Origin of the sequence: Colwellia sp. MB02u-9 (assembly GCF_014077085.1) — a bacterium.
Taxonomy (GTDB): domain Bacteria; phylum Pseudomonadota; class Gammaproteobacteria; order Enterobacterales; family Alteromonadaceae; genus Cognaticolwellia.
This window is the reverse complement of the sequence record NZ_JACGVF010000070.1, coordinates 120,885-141,274: the sequence shown is the minus strand read 5'-3', so window position 1 is coordinate 141,274 and position 20,390 is coordinate 120,885. Positions and strand designations below refer to the sequence as shown.

At 40.0% G+C, this 20,390-nt stretch carries 16 protein-coding genes; 5 read left to right on the top strand and 11 right to left on the bottom strand.

Annotated features, from left to right (window positions below; all coding sequences use genetic code 11):
- Positions 1-19: 19 nt before the first annotated feature.
- The 6 genes from hfq to H4J65_RS04205 all read right to left on the bottom strand — a co-directional run bounded on the left by hfq (position 20) and on the right by H4J65_RS04205 (position 6,787).
- Positions 20-268 (bottom strand): RNA chaperone Hfq, encoded by a 249-nt coding sequence (gene hfq / locus H4J65_RS04230; RefSeq protein ID WP_182137317.1) that lies wholly within the window; start codon positions 266-268, stop codon positions 20-22.
- 130 nt (positions 269-398) lie between these two features.
- Entirely contained in the window at positions 399-1,355 is a 957-nt protein-coding gene (gene miaA / locus H4J65_RS04225; RefSeq protein ID WP_182195860.1) for a tRNA (adenosine(37)-N6)-dimethylallyltransferase MiaA, read from the bottom strand.
- Positions 1,352-3,334 (bottom strand): DNA mismatch repair endonuclease MutL, encoded by a 1,983-nt coding sequence (gene mutL, locus H4J65_RS04220; protein ID WP_182195857.1) that lies wholly within the window; start codon positions 3,332-3,334, stop codon positions 1,352-1,354. The genes miaA and mutL overlap by 4 nt, the downstream gene beginning before the upstream one ends.
- Before the next feature lie 7 nt (positions 3,335-3,341).
- Positions 3,342-4,661 (bottom strand): N-acetylmuramoyl-L-alanine amidase, encoded by a 1,320-nt coding sequence (locus H4J65_RS04215; protein ID WP_182195852.1) that lies wholly within the window; start codon positions 4,659-4,661, stop codon positions 3,342-3,344.
- A gap of 97 nt (positions 4,662-4,758) precedes the next feature.
- On the bottom strand, positions 4,759-5,244 hold the full coding sequence (tsaE, locus tag H4J65_RS04210; protein ID WP_220460886.1) for a tRNA (adenosine(37)-N6)-threonylcarbamoyltransferase complex ATPase subunit type 1 TsaE: 486 nt from the start codon (positions 5,242-5,244) through the stop codon (positions 4,759-4,761).
- A 16-nt stretch (positions 5,245-5,260) separates the two neighbouring features.
- Positions 5,261-6,787, bottom strand: a complete 1,527-nt coding sequence (locus H4J65_RS04205) for an NAD(P)H-hydrate dehydratase (RefSeq protein ID WP_182195848.1) — start codon at positions 6,785-6,787, stop codon at positions 5,261-5,263.
- 38 nt (positions 6,788-6,825) lie between these two features.
- On the opposite strand from H4J65_RS04205, the gene queG reads away from it, so the two are divergent.
- A complete protein-coding gene (gene queG, locus H4J65_RS04200) occupies positions 6,826-7,971 on the top strand; it encodes a tRNA epoxyqueuosine(34) reductase QueG (RefSeq protein ID WP_182195843.1) in 1,146 nt (381 codons plus the stop codon).
- A 170-nt stretch (positions 7,972-8,141) separates the two neighbouring features.
- Here queG and H4J65_RS04195 read toward each other — a convergent pair whose 3' ends face one another.
- The 5 genes from H4J65_RS04195 to orn all read right to left on the bottom strand — a co-directional run bounded on the left by H4J65_RS04195 (position 8,142) and on the right by orn (position 15,427).
- Complete coding sequence (locus H4J65_RS04195) at positions 8,142-9,782, bottom strand: response regulator (protein WP_182195838.1); 1,641 nt, start codon at positions 9,780-9,782, stop codon at positions 8,142-8,144.
- 31 nt (positions 9,783-9,813) lie between these two features.
- Complete coding sequence (locus tag H4J65_RS04190) at positions 9,814-10,020, bottom strand: DUF1289 domain-containing protein (RefSeq protein ID WP_182195835.1); 207 nt, start codon at positions 10,018-10,020, stop codon at positions 9,814-9,816.
- Entirely contained in the window at positions 10,017-13,649 is a 3,633-nt protein-coding gene (locus tag H4J65_RS04185) for a hypothetical protein (protein WP_182195832.1), read from the bottom strand. Before H4J65_RS04185 ends, H4J65_RS04190 begins: the two co-directional genes overlap by 4 nt.
- Positions 13,650-14,026: 377 nt before the next feature.
- The gene (locus H4J65_RS04180; RefSeq protein ID WP_182195827.1) at positions 14,027-14,515 is read right to left on the bottom strand and encodes a DUF4442 domain-containing protein; all 489 of its coding nucleotides are present in this window, start codon (positions 14,513-14,515) and stop codon (positions 14,027-14,029) included.
- Between the two features lie 366 nt (positions 14,516-14,881).
- Positions 14,882-15,427 carry an oligoribonuclease gene (orn, locus tag H4J65_RS04175; RefSeq protein ID WP_182195824.1) on the bottom strand — a complete coding sequence of 182 codons (546 nt, stop codon included), beginning with the start codon at positions 15,425-15,427 and terminating at the stop codon, positions 14,882-14,884.
- A gap of 210 nt (positions 15,428-15,637) precedes the next feature.
- Between orn and rsgA the strand changes: the two genes are divergently transcribed.
- The 4 genes from rsgA to H4J65_RS04155 all read left to right on the top strand — a co-directional run bounded on the left by rsgA (position 15,638) and on the right by H4J65_RS04155 (position 20,390).
- Entirely contained in the window at positions 15,638-16,675 is a 1,038-nt protein-coding gene (gene rsgA / locus H4J65_RS04170; RefSeq protein WP_182137306.1) for a small ribosomal subunit biogenesis GTPase RsgA, read from the top strand.
- 69 nt (positions 16,676-16,744) lie between these two features.
- Complete coding sequence (asd, locus tag H4J65_RS04165; RefSeq protein WP_182137398.1) at positions 16,745-17,587, top strand: archaetidylserine decarboxylase; 843 nt, start codon at positions 16,745-16,747, stop codon at positions 17,585-17,587.
- A gap of 412 nt (positions 17,588-17,999) precedes the next feature.
- On the top strand, positions 18,000-18,386 hold the full coding sequence (locus H4J65_RS04160; RefSeq protein ID WP_182137305.1) for a BlaI/MecI/CopY family transcriptional regulator: 387 nt from the start codon (positions 18,000-18,002) through the stop codon (positions 18,384-18,386).
- Between the two features lie 123 nt (positions 18,387-18,509).
- A complete protein-coding gene (locus H4J65_RS04155; RefSeq protein ID WP_182195819.1) occupies positions 18,510-20,390 on the top strand; it encodes a M56 family metallopeptidase in 1,881 nt (626 codons plus the stop codon).

Below are 20,390 nucleotides of genomic sequence, written 5' to 3'. Positions count from 1 at the left end.
ACAATACTAACTTTTTGCATTAATCTTCTATGTCCTGATTCATTTGTGGGACTGGCATACTAGTTACTGCTCTAGCGGGTACTACCGTTGAGATAGCGTGCTTATATACCATTTGACTAACGGTGTTTTTAAGTAAAATTACAAACTGATCGAATGACTCTACTTGCCCTTGTAGTTTAATGCCATTAACCAAGTAAATTGCTACAGGAATACGATCACGACGTAACGCATTCAAAAATGGGTCTTGTAAAGATTGCCCCTTTGCCATTATTAGGTACCTTTTTTATTTTTAGTGAAAGTTAAATATTCTGTTGAATACTTTATTAAAAATACTTTATTAAAATTATTCAATAAAACTAGCTGGTTAATACACAGCTGTTTTAATTATACATCAATGTTTAAAGTTTGCTTACTGCCGATAAAATAACTTTTAAATTATTTTCATCTTCCATATCTAACCAATGTAAATTTTGCCAATTCCGTAGCCAGGTTAACTGTCTTTTTGCTAACTGACGTGTTGCACAAACACCTCTAAAAACCATCTCATCGTGATCATAGTCGCCCGCTAAATGTTGCCACATTTGTCGGTAACCAACACAGCGGATAGCCGGCAGGTCAAGGTCCAGATCAGCCCTTGCTTTCAAGCCAGTAACTTCTTGTTCAAAGCCTTGTGCTATCATTTGCGTAAAGCGTAACTCTATTCGTGCATGCAAGTCACTACGTTCTTTCGGTGCTATCGCAAATTGTAAAATATTCCCGTTGACTTTATCACCTTTTATTTCGGTCAATTGTGTCAAAGTGTTACCTGTTTTTCGATAAACTTCTATCGCTCTTGCAAGTCGTTGCGGATCATTAGGATGAATGCGCTCTGCTGAAACAGGGTCAAAACTTTGCAACTCTTCGTGCATAGCCAACCAACCTTTTTCAGCCGCTTCTAACGCTATTATATCTCTAATACTTTGATCAGCTTGAGGCAATGGCGAAATACCATCAATCAAGCTTTTAAAGTACATCATAGTACCGCCGACCAATAAAGGAATACGACCATTTTCTCGACTTTTTGCAATGGCCTTAAGCGCATCTTGACAAAAATCAGCGGCAGAATAACTTTCGCTTGGATCTTTAATATCGATCAATTGATGTGGATAAGCCGCTAATTCATCCGCTGTTGGTTTCGCCGTACCAATGTCCATACCTTTAAAAACTAACGCTGAATCAACACTAATAATGTCACAAGGTAGAGCATCATATAATGCCATTGCTAGAGCAGTTTTACCTGAGGCGGTAGGCCCCATTAAACAAATAACGGGTGGCTGTTTATCGTCAATATGCTCTTGGTTTGCCAGCTTAGTCATTTCGGTAATATTTTATCTAACTCATTTACTGAAGATGTGAGGTCTATGGCGACCGAATTCAAGCGTAGTTGCTGTTCAAATTGACAATTAAAATCACTTTCAGCATTTCGCCAAACTTGTAATGCCTGTGCTTGCGTACATTCTTCGCTTAGCATAAGGCTAGCTAATGCCATTTGCCAATCAATTTCTGCGTAGACACTCTCTTGATTTTCAACGTCTAACTGTTTAATTAGCTTATCAAAACTATTAGCTATATCTTTATTTCTTAGCAAAGCAGGAAATTGTCTAATTTGTAATGTGCTGGTCTGTAACTGACGAATTTCCATGCCCATATGCTGAAATTGTTTTTCATTTATTTGCACAAATTTTGCTACTTTTTCACTGACCTTAATTTTTATTGGCAGTAATAACGGCTGACTGACCAATTTTTCATGCCAACGTTGCTGGATAACTTGCAGCCGTAACAAGTGTTCGAGCTTGTTCACTGATAATAAACGTAACGCCTGGCGTTGTTGAATAACAAGGTAATGTGGTGCCTGCCAGAATAAAATTTTTGTCACATCTGTCATTTCATCTTTACTTGATGATGCGGCATTTACCAATATTGGCATGGCGGCTGTTGGTGCTACATCAGTGGTTATGGCCGGTAGTTCAGGCTCAGTTACCTGTGAATTAAGCGCTAATGGTGTCATTAAATCACTGTAGGCTTTGCTCGCTTGAGGATTTATTTTTGTCGAATAATGTCGCGCATTAGCTTGAGAAAAATTGCTGCTAACTCGCGGGTCTTTGTTATCAGCGGTATATTCAGCCTTTTGGCTTGCAGCCTGATCTCTAGCTAAGGCATTACTTTGCCGATCAATATCAGTACTTGCCCGTAAAGGGGTAATGAAACTAGGGGCTTGAACCTCAGCTTGTTGAGGGCTTTGAACCTCGTTATCAGGCGTTAAAATTTCGCCGGTACTATTATCAACCTTGAGCGCTAACTCATTAGTTAAGGCACGATTACAGACCGAATAAATAAAGTCATGCACATAACGCCCTTGATGAAAACGTACTTCATGTTTAGACGGATGCACATTAACGTCAACTTCACAAAAATCGAGTTGTAGAAACAAGACGAATGCAGGGTAGCTGTCACTGGGCAATAAATCGGCATAAGCTTGACGAATGGCATGATTAATTAACTTATCGCGCATCATACGATTATTAACATAACTGTAGGTAAGATCATTTTGGTTACGATAATAACTTGGTTGGGCAATCCAACCCTGTAAATGTAGGCCATCATGTTCGCAATTAATTTCTATCGCATGATCAATAAATTTTTGTCCACAAACTTGTGCAACCCTTTTACTACGCTGTATTGATGAATTAGCGACGCGAAATTGTTTAACCACTTTATGGTTATGGGTAAGCACAAAAGTAATAGCAAAATTTGCCAAAGCAATGCGTTTAATCACTTCTTCAATATGAGCAAACTCTGTTTTTTCTGTGCGTAAAAATTTTCGTCTTGCTGGCGTGTTAAAAAATAAGTCGCTCACATCAATTGTTGTACCATTTGGGTGAGCAGCAGGCTTGATTGACACCGCCATATCACGCCCTTCCGCATTCGCTTGCCACGCTGACGCTTGTGCTTCAGGCTTAGAGGTTAAAGTTAACCGTGCGACAGAACTAATACTGGCTAATGCCTCACCACGAAAGCCCAAACTACTGATGGCTTCAAGATCATCAAGGTCTTTAATTTTACTGGTGGCATGTCGGCTCAGCGCTAACGCTAACTCTGCTTTGGCAATACCCTTGCCGTTGTCGATAATGCGAATGCGCTTGGCGCCGCCTTTTTCAATGTCTATTTTAATGCTTGTGGCGCCAGCATCGATACTATTTTCTACCAGTTCTTTAACAACCGAGGCTGGACGTTCAACGACTTCACCAGCGGCAATTTGGTTGGCGAGGCGAGCGGGTAATATGGCAATGGTCATGCGAAGCTTAATCTGCCTGTGGTATTTTGAGTGTTTGGCCAATTCTAACCACATTAGATGTGAGATTGTTGGCTGATTTTAATTTTCTAACGGAAACTTTATAACGCTGAGCAACTACAGAAAGCGACTCACCGCGGCTGACCCTGTGTTCACGAAATCGTGTCGCAGCGATTAATGTGCCATCAGGTGGATTACGAGAGAAATAGTCATCTACCGCAATATATATTGCCTTAGCCAACTTATATTGATGATTGGCATTATTTAAACGTCTTTCTTCTTGTGGATTAGAAATAAAACCGGTTTCAATTAATACTGACGGAATATCATTAGATTTTAATACCGCTAAGCTTAAACGTTCTGGCTTATGCTTATGTAGTCTTGTGACTTTCTTAAGCTGCTTAACCACATGTTCAGCAAAATCATAACTGCTTGCCATAGTGTATTCTTTCTTCATATCACCTAGTGCTATCGCTAAGTTGTTATCCTTAGTTTTTCTAATGGTTTCACCTGCGCCACCTAGTAGTTCGGAATTTTTTTCTCGGTTTTGAATCCAGTGGCTAAATTCTGAATCAGCACGACGCGTAGCTTGTACTAACACTGAAGCGCCGTTGGGTTGTGATGAGGTAAAGGCGTCAGCGTGAATAGAAATAAGAAGATCAGCCTTGGATTTTCTGGCTAATTCAGTTTTACGATCATGGTTAACATAATAGTCACCACTGCGGATCATCACCGCTTTTAGACCTTGCTTTTCGTTAATTAAATTAGCGAGTTTTTGCGCTATCTTTAAGGTTATGCGTTTTTCATAAGTTCCTGCAGCACCTATAGATCCTGGGTCTTCACCACCATGTCCGGCAACAATGGCAATAACGATGTCGCGTTTACCTTTGCTATTGTCGTGTTGTGCAATGGTCTGACTTTGTTTGTCGTAGAGATCAATAACCAGCCGGTCACCGTATTGCCCCGCAGGCGCCAGCGGAAATACAGAGATACGAAAGTTATCCGCTAACTCAAGTACTAAGCGAGTCGTTCCTTGCTGTTTTGAGCGACTAGTGCGAATTTTTTTCACTCGGCGGTCAGCTTTTATCACCGACATTAAATCGACATAGTTTGTACTATTTTTAAAGTCGATCACTAAGCGTTGAGGGGATTGTAATGAAAAGTATTTAAAATCAGGTTGTTGACTAAGATCAAAAACAATACGGGTATTTTCAGGCGCAGGCCAGACCCGCACACTGTCAATACTGTTGCTGGCGTTAGCAATACTTACTATGCCTAGACAGAGCATAAGTATGACTATTATTTTTGTTGAAAAACTTGCTAAACGCATTGAATCACTTACCTTTTAAGGGCCTTTCAACAGCCTTTTTTAGCTGTTACTTTTCTTATTGAACTGCGCTGAAACTATCTGTGAGCAATAAAGCGCGCTACCGCGCTAAAATTGACAGTAAGCGTTTACCTAAAACTGTTTTAGCCAAAAGTGAAACTTGACGCTGCTCATCATGATAAGCCAAGTCTATAATCATATCTGGCTCTGGTAACATGCCCTGACCTTTTTCAGGCCACTCTATAAAGCTACAACACTGGCTATTAAAGTAATCTCGAATGCCCATATACTCTAATTCTTCAGGGTCAGCTAGCCGGTATAAGTCAAAATGATACACTTGCCAGTCTGCTAAGTCATAGGGTTCAACTAAGGTATAGGTTGGGCTTTTAACATTACCGACATGCCCCATTCCTTGCACAAAACCTCGTGTTAAGGTAGTTTTTCCGGCACCAAGATCACCATTTAGGTAAACAATAATCCCTTGTTTCAACTCTGTTTTTACAATATCAGCTAATTGTTTACCCAAAGTGATTGTTGCCAATTCATCGGCTAATATAAAGTTTTTTTTTGTCACAAAATTATTCATCGTATTGTTATTACTTCTAAAGTATCTTATCTGCAGCGTAATTACCATTAATTAGCCGCTGAATTTCGGGGTATAGATCACTCGCAAGTAACCCTATTTGACCGTGCTTTTGGGCAATAATATCAGCTGCACGACCGTGAACATAGACACCTAAGCGGGCAGCGACAAATAAATCCTCACTTTGTAAGATTAGTGCGCCAATAATACCACTGAGCACATCACCCATTCCACCACTGGCCATGCCTGAATTACCCGTACTATTAACCCAAACAATATCGCCATTAGATACCAGTGTACCGGCACCTTTTAACACACATACGCCGCCATATTGTTGCGCTATTTTTTTTACCGCTGAAAATCGGTCCGCTTCAACCTCAGCAATCGAGCATGACAACAAAGCCGCCGCTTCACCGGAATGAGGTGTTAATACCCATTGAGTATTTTTTAATGCACTTTTGCCAAGTAACCTTAAGGCATCAGCATCAACTACTTTTGGCTCAGGCCGCTTAATCACCAAATTAAATAACGCTTTTGACCAAAGCTCTTGCCCTAAGCCAGGGCCAAGTATGATGACTTTTATTTTTTTTAGTAGCGCTGAACGCTTTAAGCTTTCGGCTGAATTTGCCACTACCATCAGCTCTGCTTGTCTGGTCAGTAAAGTGTTACGTGACTTTTCGTGACAACAAACACCAACTAGTGCGGCACCCGTTCGCAAAGCTGCCTCTGCAGCCAAACAAATAGCGCCGGTAAAGGCGTGAAAACCGCCAACCGCTAGCAACATGCCAATATTACCTTTATGGCTGCAAGGGGCTCTGGGTAAAATAGCCGGTAAGTTTTTCTCACTTTGGCGAAAACATGCCGCTGTGGTTAACGCCGCTAACACCCGATTTACGCCTAGGGTTTCAAGCTGTAGATTACCGACATAGTTTGCGGCTTGCCCCGTCAATAAACCTTGCTTGTAGGCTATTAATGTCACCGTTAAATCGGCCTTGACCGCAACACTTGATACTGTCCCTAAGTCAGCATTAAGTCCTGACGGCACGTCAAGCGACACCCGTGGGCATGGCTGGTTATTTATCTGGGTAATCAAGTCGACAAGGGCTGAAGATAATACCCCGCTAAAACCAATACCAAATAAGCAGTCAACAATAACACCTGCTTGAAACCCAGCTACAAGGGTTTCCATTACCTCACTTTGCGGGCAAAAATCAATTTTTACTGGCAGCACGGTAAGTAAGGTTAGCGCTTGTTGTGCATCGCCCGTAATAGATTCGCGCTCAGCATTAACCAGCACAGTGACAGCTAGACCGGCTTGATGGGCTAATCTGGCAACAATATAACCATCGCCACCATTGTTGCCTTTACCGCAAACAATGAGGAGCTTAGTCGCGGCGGGAAAATGCTGCTGTATTTGACTGAACACCGCACGGCCTGCTCGTTCCATTAGTTGAAATAAATTGATACCGACTGCTTGTGCGGCGTCAGCCTCATAGCGTTGTAGTTGATTAACCTTATAAGCATGATGTGTTAAACTATTCGACACTTTTAATACCACCTTTATCGTTTGAACATTCGGCTGCCATGACTACACCTGCTCTTAACTATCAAGATTTAACAGAAAAAATCAAGCTTTGGGGCCAAGAACTTGGCTTTTCACAAGTGGGTATTAGCGATGTCGACTTATCTGAACACGAGGACGCTTTAACCCGTTGGCTAGAAAATAACTATCACGGCACTATGGATTATATGGCCCGACATGGCTTAATGCGTGCCAGAGCAAAGGAATTGGTTGCCGGCACCCTGAATGTTATCAGCGTGCGCATGGATTATTTGCCTACCGATGCGAAATTTGCTCGCATTTTAAAAAATCGCGATCATGCTTATATCAGCCGATATGCCTTGGGTCGCGATTATCACAAATTAATGCGCAAACGCCTAAAACAATTAGGTGAGATAATTAAAACCCATTGTAACAATCTTAATTATCGCCCTTTTGTTGATTCTGCGCCAATACTTGAAAGACCTCTGGCCGAAAAAGCAGGTTTAGGTTGGGTGGGTAAACATTCATTACTGATTAACAAGCAAGCGGGCTCTTGGTTTTTTATCGGCGAGCTCTTGGTTGATATACCCTTAATTCATGATACTAAGGCAGAAAATCACTGTGGTACTTGTGTGTCCTGTATCAAAATTTGCCCAACTCAAGCCATAGTTGAACCTTATGTGGTCGATGCAAGACGCTGTATATCCTATCTGACGATAGAATTACGTGACGCCATCCCCGTAGAATTTAGGCCTTTAATTGGCAATAGAGTCTATGGTTGCGATGACTGCCAATTAATTTGCCCGTGGAACAAGTTTGCCAAGCTTGGCAGTGAAGATGATTTTAAACCTCGACAAAACTTAGACAATATCACTTTATTAACTTTGTTTTCATGGGACGAAGCAAGATTTTTAAGTAAAACTGAAGGCTCGCCTATTCGTCGTATTGGCTTTCAGTGTTGGCAGCGCAATATCGCCGTTGCCCTGGGTAATGCCGATTTCTCAATAGCTAATATTGAGGCGTTAACTGAAAAAATAGCAAACTCAGCCCCTATGGTTGCTGAACATATTGAGTGGGCAATAGTACAACAAAAACTTAAACAACAAGCTTTAACTAAAGATCAAAATTTACGTTTAACCGCACGATTAATTCGTTCGGTTGAAAAAGGTATGCCTCGCGATGCTTAGCACCTAATGCATTAAATCAGACCCGTTTCATTAATTAGCGGGTCTGATTTATTTGTGGAAAAAACCAACAAAACCATGGCAGTTATTTTAATAACGCAGTAGTGAATTGTTTTACCCAGGTGAAATGATCAGGAAATTAATGAGCTTGGTAAAAATCATGGCGTTTGCCACTAGTTTAATTTTTGCCATTTCAGCGTTAATTCGTTCAGCGTTGCCAGGCCTTTACCTTCAAAATTTAGCGTTGAAAGCACAGCAAGAATACCCTCGACTGTCACCTGATGCTCAGGTGTGTCCTGATCTTCTTGCTTAATTTTTATCAATATTTTTAATTGGCTAAACAGTAATTTGACATTATTTGGACTCAGTTGTAATGCTTGTTGAATGGCCTTTAACGCCGGTAGTAATCGATGCTTCTGAAAATGCTCAACCGCCATGCGGTTAAGTTCTTTGGCAGTAAAGTGTATCTCTTCACGCTGTTGGCTTTCTTGCGCTATGTAATGCCTAACCACTTGGCTATTCAACGAATTACCGGCAATTTGATGATTGATGGCTGCAAGCAATTTTATCGCCTCTTCACGCATACCTAACTCATGCAATACTTTCACCCGATCTAAATTATCCTCTACTACTGTGCTGGGTATAAGCGACATATGATTTTCAACTAATTTTATCGCTTTAACTTGTTCATTACGGACATTGTGTAACCTAGCTTTAACCACTAATAATGGTTGTTTAAAAAGGCTTAAATCTTGGCAGTCATGCTCAAATTGTCTGATATAACGATCAGTTTGCCGCAATATTTCATTGGCACTGTCATCTGGAGTTGCACAAGCAAGATCAATACCCGCTCTGATCACATTCAGTAAAAGTTCGGGGGAGTCATGAATTGAGTTTTTCGCTTGTTGTGCTATGTTGCGCGTCGCTACATATTGTCCTTTATAATCATGAGTTAAGCGGGCTAAATCCCACGATTTTCTATTACGTTCAATATTTCTCGGTGCCAGTGCCATGGCTTTTTTAATTTCTTCATAGGCCTGCTGGTATTGTTCTTGTTCGATGAAATACTGCGCCATCATATCGTGAGCACCAAAACGTGTGTCTGGCTTATCAATCAAGCTGTTTACCATGTCGCTAATTTCACCCAAGCGACCTTGCTTTAACAAGGCCTTGGCATAGCCTAAATAAACCCAGGAGTATTTATAGGTTTTAAATAATCTCCGATAAAAAGCTTCTGCTGTTTCAAACTCAAGCAAGGAAAGATATGACTCACCTTTAATGCGGTTAATATTAGGATGATAATGGGCTAACTTTTCATTTTGCAGGTGTCGATCGGCAAAATAAAGTGCTTTGGCGTAGGCTTTTTTGTCTATCGCATTGTTGATATTAAAAAGCACTTGCTTGACCTTTAATATCGCGATGAAGCGGGTTCTGACTTTTTTTATCGCTAACGGTTTTGTCCAAAAGTCATCGGGTTGCAACTCGATGATAGAGTTGACCAATGCTTCATTAGTTTCTGTACTGAGGAATATTAATACCGTAGTTTTAGTCACATGGCCTTTAAATTTCAATTCTTCTAATAAGTGAAAACCGTCTTTGTCGCTTTGAATGTTAAAGGCGCAAATAACAATATGAAAATGCATTTCATCGCACAACCTAAGACCATAATAGGCATTTTGCACACAACGCACTTCCTTTATACCAAGCGCAAATAGGCTTGCTTTTAACACACTGTGTACTAGTAGGTTATCGTCGATAACTAAAACATTAAGTTGATCAAGTTGCGCTAAGGTATTTTTTTCAACATCTTGCATGATTTACCTTACTGGCTATTGTTTTAGCCTGCTACTTTCCATATTGTTGTTGACGTTGTCGGCACTGGTTAAGTACCGCTTTTTTTGCCGCTACATCAAGCTTACGCCATGTCATAATTTCATCAATATTGCGAAAGCAGCCTAAACAAACATCGTCCTCGTTGAGGCCACAATGACTTACACAAGGGCTAGCAACATCTTTAACTTTGTCTTTTGACTGGTAGTATTGAACACTCATATCGCTTCTGCAAATTCAGTTAGCTGTAATAGACATAGTTTGAGGTGATTTAGCTGACGTTGCAATGGCTCTTTTTCTGGTACTGAAAAAGCGCCATTTAACGCTTTTGGGCTAAGCAACTGACTTAACTGTCGACATTGCGCCAATAAAGGTCTGGCGGCAATAACATTAGCTAAGGTAGTTAACGACTGTAAAAGCGCTAAAGCGAGGCGGTAGTCTTGCGCCGCTAATGCAGAACTTAACGCTTGGAGATTGGTGCTAATGTCTGCTAAATATTCATCTAACATAAAAGCGGCTAACTCAGCAGAGCCTTGATTTTCTGCGTATTGGGTTAAATCCAAAGCCTCTGCTGTTGGTTTATTTATTTGCTCGAAGCCAACAGAGAAGTCTAACGACTGCTCAATATCAGCCATATTCAATACTTGCTCACCAGTCACATCGCTCTTGTCAGGCACAGTATTTGGCATGACACTGTACTTATTATCTTGCTTATCTGCCGGTGAGGCCAATATGGCTTGATTTTCACCTGTGCCTGCAGCTGACTTTAACCAAGGAGATAATTGTTGAATTAATTGTTGAATATCTAATGTCGGGGCTAAATAGCCACTATGCCAAGACGTTGGTAAGTTAAGTTTATCGAAAAAATCGTCTGACTTATCTTTATTATTGCTCAAAGCAAACAGGCCACGAACAGGAGTTAATGTATTATTAACAGTGCTATTAACAGTATGGTTAAAACTGGAAAACTCACCAATAGCCACTAAGTAACGCCCTGACTGCCATAAGTGTTCGAGCTGTTCTTGTTGAGAAACCACAGTCACCTGTAAACCAAGCCAATGCAATATTCTCAGCAAAACTTGATGTTTACTGGCTGAGGTCACGCCAAGTAAAACTTCAACTTGGCTAGGTATAAAACGATAAGGTGAGAAAACCTCTGACTCCACTAATAAGTTAATCTTGTTGTTATTACTTAACAACGCGATAATATTGGCGATTAACTCACCGGTAAACCAAGGTAAGTTACTGGCTGAAAACAATCCTGTTCTTTGTAATATAGTGCAATTAAGTGGCTGAATAACTAATATTTTAGGTTGTATTTTAGCCGGCAAACTCGCCAAGTGTTGGGTGATCAAATCATAATCTGAACAGTAGACTTCAGGCGATAAAATAATCACATCCAAGCGATACTTCATTAGGTGCTTTATACTCATTTGGCGACGAAATAGCGACAAATCTTGCATTGTTTCCACTATGGCTTTGCTGTGGCCGAGTTGATGACAAATTCTTTCACGGCTAACTTTGTCAGTGGCAATAACTAAAAGTGCGCACTTAGCTAAGTTTACTGGTTGGTGTTCGCTAGTTTTATTCAGCTCCTCGGCAATGGTTAACGAAAATTCAAAAGAAAATTTTCCAGCCGATTCTAACAGTTGACTAGCTTTATTACTGACATTAAAAACTAACTGCAAATCTCGTAAATAATGCTCAGTAGCATGAGCAAAGTCAGCCGTTATTTCATCATCGAACGCTAACTCGTTAATCACCTGAGATAGCATCTGTGCATCAGATGGCTTGTTAAGCAAAAAGCTTATCTGTACAGTTTGTTGGCCGCTATTTACGTCGATAACTTGCAAAGCGATATTAAGCTCCGCACCCCGCTGCTCCGTTAGCATCTTATGACATATTGTCGCTATCATGGCCTGAAATAATTCACTTTCAAGTGTCACCGAAGAGGCTAAATTCTCTGCCATGTGCAAATAAATGCAGTTGTTACTTTGCCCTGCAACCAAACTAACATTAGCTAAAACTGTATGCATTTCATTAGCCAGTGTTACCCTAGATAAGGTCAAGACAAAATCGTTTAGACGTAATTGGGCACAGGTTTTTTGTTGTTCATTCCAGCGCGCTAATTGCCGTAATTGCTGGTAGGCAAATTGTTCGTCACCCTGAGTAATCGACACTAACTGTCTTTGTAACATTAGGCTATTCACTAGGCCTAACGCTTTGTCGCTACGGGTAATAATAGCGAGCTTACCTGCTTGATTTTGCAGTTTAAGTTGTTGTTTTAACTGTGCATTACTATCTTTAAGCACTTGATATTCTTCTGCATTAGATAAACTGCCACACCAAAGGCCAGCAACATATTCAAGCGTTAAAGCCAGGGCTTTTTCTTGATTACTAATTAACGAAATTTTTTCAACACCCTGATGCTTTTTGGCGTGTCGCGCAAGAGACAAAATAACCCGAACATCGGCCCGACTAAAGCACTGTCGCCAATGTTGATTGTTAACGTCAACACCGAGTAAAGCTGACAATTGTTGTTGCTGTTTTTCTGACCGCAAAGGCATTTGCCAAAAAACAACCCCGCTATGACGAGACATGAATACTATTTGCCTTTGGTATTCTTGCAGCTGTTGTTCAAAGTCGGCTTCACGATGTAAAGGTTGAGACAGTTGCTTAATAGCATTAAGCATTGCTGTGACTTCAAGCCCAGGTATTTTTGCTACCACATGACCTGTAGTCACAAACTCTTCAACGACAGCGGTACTTTGTTTACCAAAGCATTTGATTTTTCTGCGTAAACTGAAAAGAAAACTGATAAAAATCAGGCTGAGTAAAAGAAAAACACCGGTAATAAGCCAAGTGTAATGCTTAGGCTGCACGTCAATATTAGCTTTTACCAACCATGCGAAAAACTGTTGTTTGATAAGCGATGGTTTAAGGGGTTGCACGACAAGTGTGTGATCAAGTAAGGGGATTAACTCAGCTTTCTGTTTTGCTAATTCAGCCTGCAAGTCAACGGCCCTGCGTAATTGACCATGCCATTTTGCAAAAGTGTTTTGCTCACTAAACAGCAAGCGATTAAGCACTGATATTTGTTCAACTAAGCCTGTTTCATTTGAATTTTCATTCATCACATTACTGGCATTTGCCAGCCAACGCATTATATCGCGTTGAATCTCTTGCTGAATATAATTAAATTCGACTAAATCATACTGTAAATCAAGTTGGTTAAACATCACTAAAGTATCAATGATACCTTGATGCAACTCACGATTAATATTTAAGCTATTCACTAAGTTACTTAATGCCTTCGCCCGTAGGGTAATTACCCTTTTGGTTAAGTTGTCTTGGCTGATTTGACGATATAAATCCTTTTGCTGACTTGTTTGCTCAGCGATTAAATGAGATAAACTATCAGTGACTAGGATCAATTGAATAATGACACTGTCTTTAAGTTGAAGGTTTCGTCGAGCACTTTCAGTTAAGCGTGTGACATTTTCTGCCTGCATTTTTAAACGCTGAGTTAACTGCGCTAATAACCGCTTATTATTTTGACTTAACGCAGAAATATTTTTTAAGTTTTCATTCAGTGTTTGATAACTTTCATCAAATTTTAGCGCCGACCTACTATCAAGCAGATCATTGAGTAAGCGATTATTTTTAATTAATAACAATTGTCGTTGATGGTGTTGTTCAAGGGCAGGCAATTGTTGATAGTTAACGAGCGCTAAATCTTGTTCCGATTGAAAGAACAACCAAAACCCCAGCAAAAAAAGTAAGGAAAAGCTCAAGGCCAATAAAAAAAATTGGCGGCTAAGCTGACGATATAGCGGCAGTGTTGAATCCATGCTTGGGTAATATCCTAATAAATCAAATAGATAATATTTTTATATACCTATATAACCCAGTGACGCCAAGCTGTATGGTGCAACAACTTAGCAAAAATTAGTTATACCATTAATAGTGTATGGCTTTAAGATTAATTAGCAAAGATTAATCATGTCAGCAGAGCATTTTATCTTAACCTATATATACCCGTTCCACTGCCAGCTGCAGTTTCAGCGTTAAGCTAGGAAATAAGAGCAAGTCGGGATAAATCAGCGGTAACGAGCTAAGATCCCATAAGCGCCAAAGTCTAACCACAGCGCGCTGAAAGAGATCAGCGATTACTTAGTATTACCTTGACCCACATGCATTTTTTAATGTTTGTGATGATTAGCGCTTATTACTTTTTGGTTTTTTTACTGATCCATGCCCATGTCATTATACATTCAATTGGCTGTTCGCCTGACTCATCAGTGATGGTAACCGCAATATCCATATTGCCCTTTTCTTGGGTCAATAATGCAATTTGCTGATCTGAAATGCTTGCAATAGCGGTTAAATCTCCCTGCATTCTGCGCTGATAGTTAATCGTCATCGACTTTAATAAAGGCAGACAGCTATCGGGTAAGTTCAAACCAAAAACGATACCTGTCGCCGATTCAGCTAATAACGCCGCGGCAATAGCGTGCACACCACCAATATGATTTTGTACTCTTTTGCGATTGACCATAGACAACTTAACTTGCTGCTGTTCTATATCGACCAGAGTGACCTTTGACGTGCTGGCATATTTAACCTGAGAGCAAAATAATTTTGTTAACAAAAATGAATGACTGATTTTTGGAAACTTTTTAATTTTTTTAACGATTCGACTAAAGCGATTAACCATAAATATCCTAGATAAATGTTTTCAAAATACGTTAATGATTGTCAAGCAAACTGGTCAGACCTTCAAGTTTTTTATCTTATTACGCTTTAAAATCTAAATAATAACGCCTTAAAACCAACGGCTAAAGGTCATATAAGTTATTAGCCTAATATAGGAAAAATCATTAAGGTGATTAATACTGCGCAGCACTGAATGGCTAACAACAACGCACAGGAGCTTCAATAACTGTAAAAGATGAGCGAAGTGTAGGAGCCAGATTAAGCTAGAAAAATGCCTCAAAGGCCAAAATATCTCAGTGAGGCCTGAGCATAAAAAAGACGCTAATGCGTCTAATTATAGGCTTTACTCAGTTTCTAAATGCCGATACTACAGCTTAAAAAAATGTTCCTGATAAACTTTCAATTCAGCAATTGATTCACGAATATCATCCATGGCTAAATGTGCTCCCGTTTTAACCACTTTGCCTAATACCTCTGGTTTCCAACGACGGGCCAACTCTTTTACTGTGCTCACATCAAGATTACGATAGTGAAAGTAATCTTCAAATTCTGGCATGTATTTATTAATAAAGCGTCTATCTTGCCCAATGCTATTACCACACATAGGCGATTTACCTTGTGTAACATGTGGCTTAAAAAATGCCAAGGTTTCAGCACTTGCTTGCGCTAAACTCGTGCTACTTTCTCGACACCTTTGGGTTAAACCTGATTGGCCATGATGCTCGATACACCAAGGATTCATATTATTTAATATTTCATCACTTTGATGAATAGCAAACACTGGGCCTTCAGCCAAAATATTAAGTTGGCTATCGGTAATGATTGTCGCAATTTCTAAAATAACGTCAGTACTCGGTTCAAGGCCGGTCATCTCTAAATCTAACCAAATTAAATTGCTATCGTTAGCGTTCATTGTCATTCCTACGTTATTTACTGTTGATCAAATTATATATATTAGCAGATAAACTACAGAGAGTGCGCCTGTAAAGGCACGATTACACATGCATTTAAGCGCTACTTGAGTATATAATACGGCAGAAGGTAACACGATTAAATTTATTTATCGGTTACCAACAGAGATCAAAAATACAAATTCTGAGTTAACATAAAAAGAGAATAACTTGTGGCTAAAGCCAAAAAATTAACCAAAGGTCAAACGCGACAGATCAAAGCGAACCAAAGTAAGAAATTACGTAAATCTACTGAAAAAGTACAATGGCAAGATGATGAACTCGCTGCAGTTGAAACCGGTACTATCATTAGTCGTTTTGGCCAACATGCTGATGTAGAGGGCAGCGATGGCGAAGTGTTTCGTTGTAATATGCGACGCAGTATTGCTTCCTTGGTTTGTGGTGACAAAGTGCTTTGGCGTAAAGGCAAAGAAACGCAACACAGTATTTCAGGCGTCATTGAAGCCGTTCATGAGCGTGAGTCGGTACTGAGTCGCCCTGACGTTTACGACGGTGTTAAACCTATTGCGGCCAATATTAGCCAAATACTGATTGTTTCATCTGTGTTACCCGCTTTTAATGCCGACATTATTGATCGTTACCTAGTCGCGGCTGAACAAACCGGTATTACCCCGGTTATTTTATTGAATAAAATTGATTTATTCGATGATAGCAATCGTGATGAAATTGAAAATCAACTGAATATTTACCGTAAAATTGGTTACCAAGTGACTTACATGAGTAACGAAACCGGTGAAGGTATTGCCGAGTTAAAGTGTCAACTTAGCCAACATACCAGTGTATTTGTCGGTCAGTCTGGCGTTGGTAAGTCAACGCTAACTAATACCTTGATGCCTGAATTAGGTGTCGTCACTAAAATTGTCTCAGAAAATTCAGGGTTGGGTCAGCACACTACAACAGTTGCTCGATTATATCATTTTGAACAAGGTGGCGATCTGATTGACTCACCCGGCATACGAGAATTTGGCTTGTGGCATTTATCACCCATACAGGTCAGTAATGGCTTTATCGAATTTGACCCCTACATAGGGACCTGTAAATTTCGTGACTGTAAACACCAAAACGATCCCGGCTGTGCGCTAATTGCCGCGAAAGATGAAGGCAAGATATTCCCAGAGCGCTTAGCCAGTTTCCAAAAAATATTAGCCAGTTTAGGTGATAATACCCTAACCTCACGCTTTAATGATTAAGACAGTTAACCCCATAATAAGGAAAAAATAGTGCTAGTTAATAAATTGAAAATCGCCCTACAACACCTGATGCCAAAACATGCGATTTCGCGACTGGTAGGTAAATTTGCCGCGGCAGAAGCTGGCTGGCTTACCACTAAGGCCATCAGTTATTTTATCAAAGCTTATGACATTAATATGGCAGAAGCTAAGTTAAAAAACGCCACTGATTTTACCACCTTTAATGACTTTTTTACCCGTGAATTAGAAGCAGGCGCTCGCACTATAATCGCAGACCCAAACACTATTTGTTATCCTGTTGATGGTGCTATTAGTCAACAAGGGCCGATTGTACAAGGGCAACTTATTCAAGCGAAAGGTTTTAACTACAGCTTGGAAACCTTACTGGGTGGCGATCAAGCAACTGCAGCACCTTTTCAAGATGGTGAATTTTCATGTATTTATCTGGCGCCGAAAGATTACCACCGTATTCACATGCCGATTACCGGCACCTTACGAGAAATGATTTACGTGCCCGGTGATTTGTTTTCAGTAAACCCGTTAACCGCCAATAATGTACCCAACTTATTTGCCCGTAATGAACGTGTAGTCACAGTGTTTGATACCGCACATGGCCCGATGGCGATGGTGCTTGTCGGCGCAACCATAGTTGCGAGTATTGAAACCATTTGGGCTGGCACGATAACACCTCCTGCAGGTAAAGATGTATTTCGCTGGCAATATCCAACAGAGGGCGCGGGGGCAATAACGCTAGAGAAAGGCGCTGAAATGGGTCGATTTAAACTCGGCTCTACTGTTGTTACCACCTTTGCGCCGAATATGGTGAAATTTAACCCGCAAGCGGGGCCAGAAACAGTGACTCGCCTGGGTGAACATTATGCAGATTTAGTAACATTGGATACCAGTGCATAAATTTTATCCCATCGCTTTAAAGCTCAGCGATAAGCATTACAAAAAATGTAAATAATTGCCCATCAAGGGGCTAGTGGTGAGTTTATTGAGAGTTCACTGCTAGCTTTTTAGCAAGCGGCCCGCCTGTGTTGGTATATTGACAAACTTTACACAGCGATCACGTCATACTGTAAGAGCAATAATTAACACGATCGGCTAATAAATATTTTCAGTACTTATGATTTGAATCTAATGATAATTAAATAGAGCAATTCAACTATTACTATTGCTCATTTATTCGTCGCAAGCTAGGATAGCAATAATAAGATACGAGTATATTCGTATAACAATACCAAACTGACTACTTCTCACAATAAGCAGAAAATTAGTTCGCTTGGTATAATTTTAGATAAATTTGCCTTAAGGAATCTCAATGTTACGAGATAAATCAAATATTAAGCCTACAGAGGCGGAACTAACGCTGCTTAATATTCTTTGGAAAATCGGACCAGCTACAGTTCGACAAGTCCATGACACAGTTAGCCAAAGCCAAAAAACGGGTTATACAACTGTGCTGAAGATATTACAAATTATGCACGAAAAGACCTTAGTTATTCGCGACGAAAGCAACCGAGCGCATGTTTATGCGCCCTCGAATAGCGAGATGGTTACACAATCGTCTTTATTAAAAGATTTAGTGTTAAAAGCCTTTGGTGGTTCAACATCAAAGTTAGTCATGCGAGCCTTAGATAATTCAACAAGCAAAGAAGAAATTGAAGATATTAGACAGTTACTCAATGAATTAGAACAACAATCTTAATTAACTAAGACTCAAAAGGTAACTTAAACAGGCATGATTGAGGAAAGCTTAATACATAGTCCATCATTGGCGGCTTTAGCCATAACTCTTATCCATTTTTTATGGCAAGGAGTTCTAATTGCAGTGGTATTAAAAGCCTTACTGTCGCTAATATCCTATCAAAAATCTCAATTACGCTACGCATTAAGCTCTATGGCGATGCTAGCCAACCTTATTTTACCTATCATCACTTTTTTTCTTGTTTACGATACTGATTTTCGTCAAGTAACAAACTTTGTTCATGCTCAGCCTTTACTGGATCAAGATTTTTATCTACAAAAAACAGCCGCAAACGCTTGGTATATGGAATGGTTAGAATATTTCCCTCTAGTCGCCATGCTTTGGTTTACTGTTGTCACCACACTTGCGCTTAAGTTAATTATCGAGCTGTACAATGTTAATAAACTGCCATTGCAGGGCTGTACTGCCGTTGATATTGCACTGCAAAAGCGTTTTGATGTGCTGCTTGTTAAAGTCGGCTTGTCGAAAAAAGTAGCCTTATTACTTTCTAACAAAACCGATGTTCCTATGGCAATAGGTTGGTTAAAACCTGTGGTGCTGATCCCATTCAGTATGTTGTCAGGCTTAACACCTCAACAGTTAGATATGCTGTTGCTACACGAATTAGCACATATTCGACGTCATGATTACTTGGTCAATTTTTTACAAACGCTTGTTGAAATATTACTGTTTTTTCATCCTGCAGTTAATTGGGTGTCAAAACAAATGCGTAACGAAAGAGAGTATTGTAGCGATGATGTTGCCGTACAACACGGTGGCAGTTCATTGGCCTATGCGCATACCTTGGCAGATACCGCCTCTTTGTGTGAGCAACATCGCCATCACACCATTCCAAATATGGCCATGGCAGCTTCTGGTGGTGATTTAAAACAACGGGTTGTTCGACTATTAGACCAGCAGCAGCACTGCACAAAAACTGCCGACACCGGCAAATGGCTTGCTTCATTTACCATCTTATTGAGCATTATTTTTCTCTTGTCTAAATACTCGCTAACCTTACCGATTATTGATCTACAGTCGGGGAGTATTTCATTATATAACCCTGTAACAATGTATAACTCTGTAACAGTGCAAAATAAAAACTCAATAACGCCGAGCCCTGAAACCTTTCAGCAAACAAATGCCAACACCACACTTGCTAGTCATTTATTAGCTAGCGATCAGACAAGTGCCCGTGCATTACCGGCACCCAAAAAAGTAGCAAGCTCAGCTCAACCTATTTATAAAAAACAAAAAACCAATGAAATAGTAGCAAAAAATAAGCTTGACGTTTTGAGTGATAATTCAACTAGCTCCTATTATAACGAGTTACCTTTTGTGCGTGTAAATACCAATAATAAAAAAAATGTCGCCCAACATCACGCAGAATTACAACAGGAAACACAAGTTAAGCAACGGCCAGACATAGCAAGCAAACAATCGATTTCAACATTAGCCTTTGAACGCACTGACTCTACATATGTTGGAGCAGAGGCAAACCCGTATAAGCAACAAGTTAATTCACTGTTAAACGAGCCCATAACATCCAGAGATACTCAAATAACGGCATTAAACCCAAGCCAATTTGGTACTAACTACCCACAACAGACAGATAATAAGTTGAGTAGTACACGCTTAAGTCAAAGCCAATTAAACAAGCGTGTCATCGAACATGATGCTTTTAAAACGAGTACGGTAACCGCGCGACTAATAAATTCAGCTGAACCTAAATATCCGGCTTCAGCAAAAAGAAAAGGCATAGAATTAGAGATCATGGTGGAGTTTAGTATAGACCGAAATGGCTTAGTTCAAGACATTCAGTTTGAGTCTAAAAGCAGAGTTAGCTACTTTCGCCATACTATTCGTAACGCCATGGAAAAATGGCGCTTTCTACCTGCAAAAGAAAATGGCCGCGCAGTAGAAAGCACAATGTCAAAAATATTCTCCTTTAGTCTTTTAGAGTAA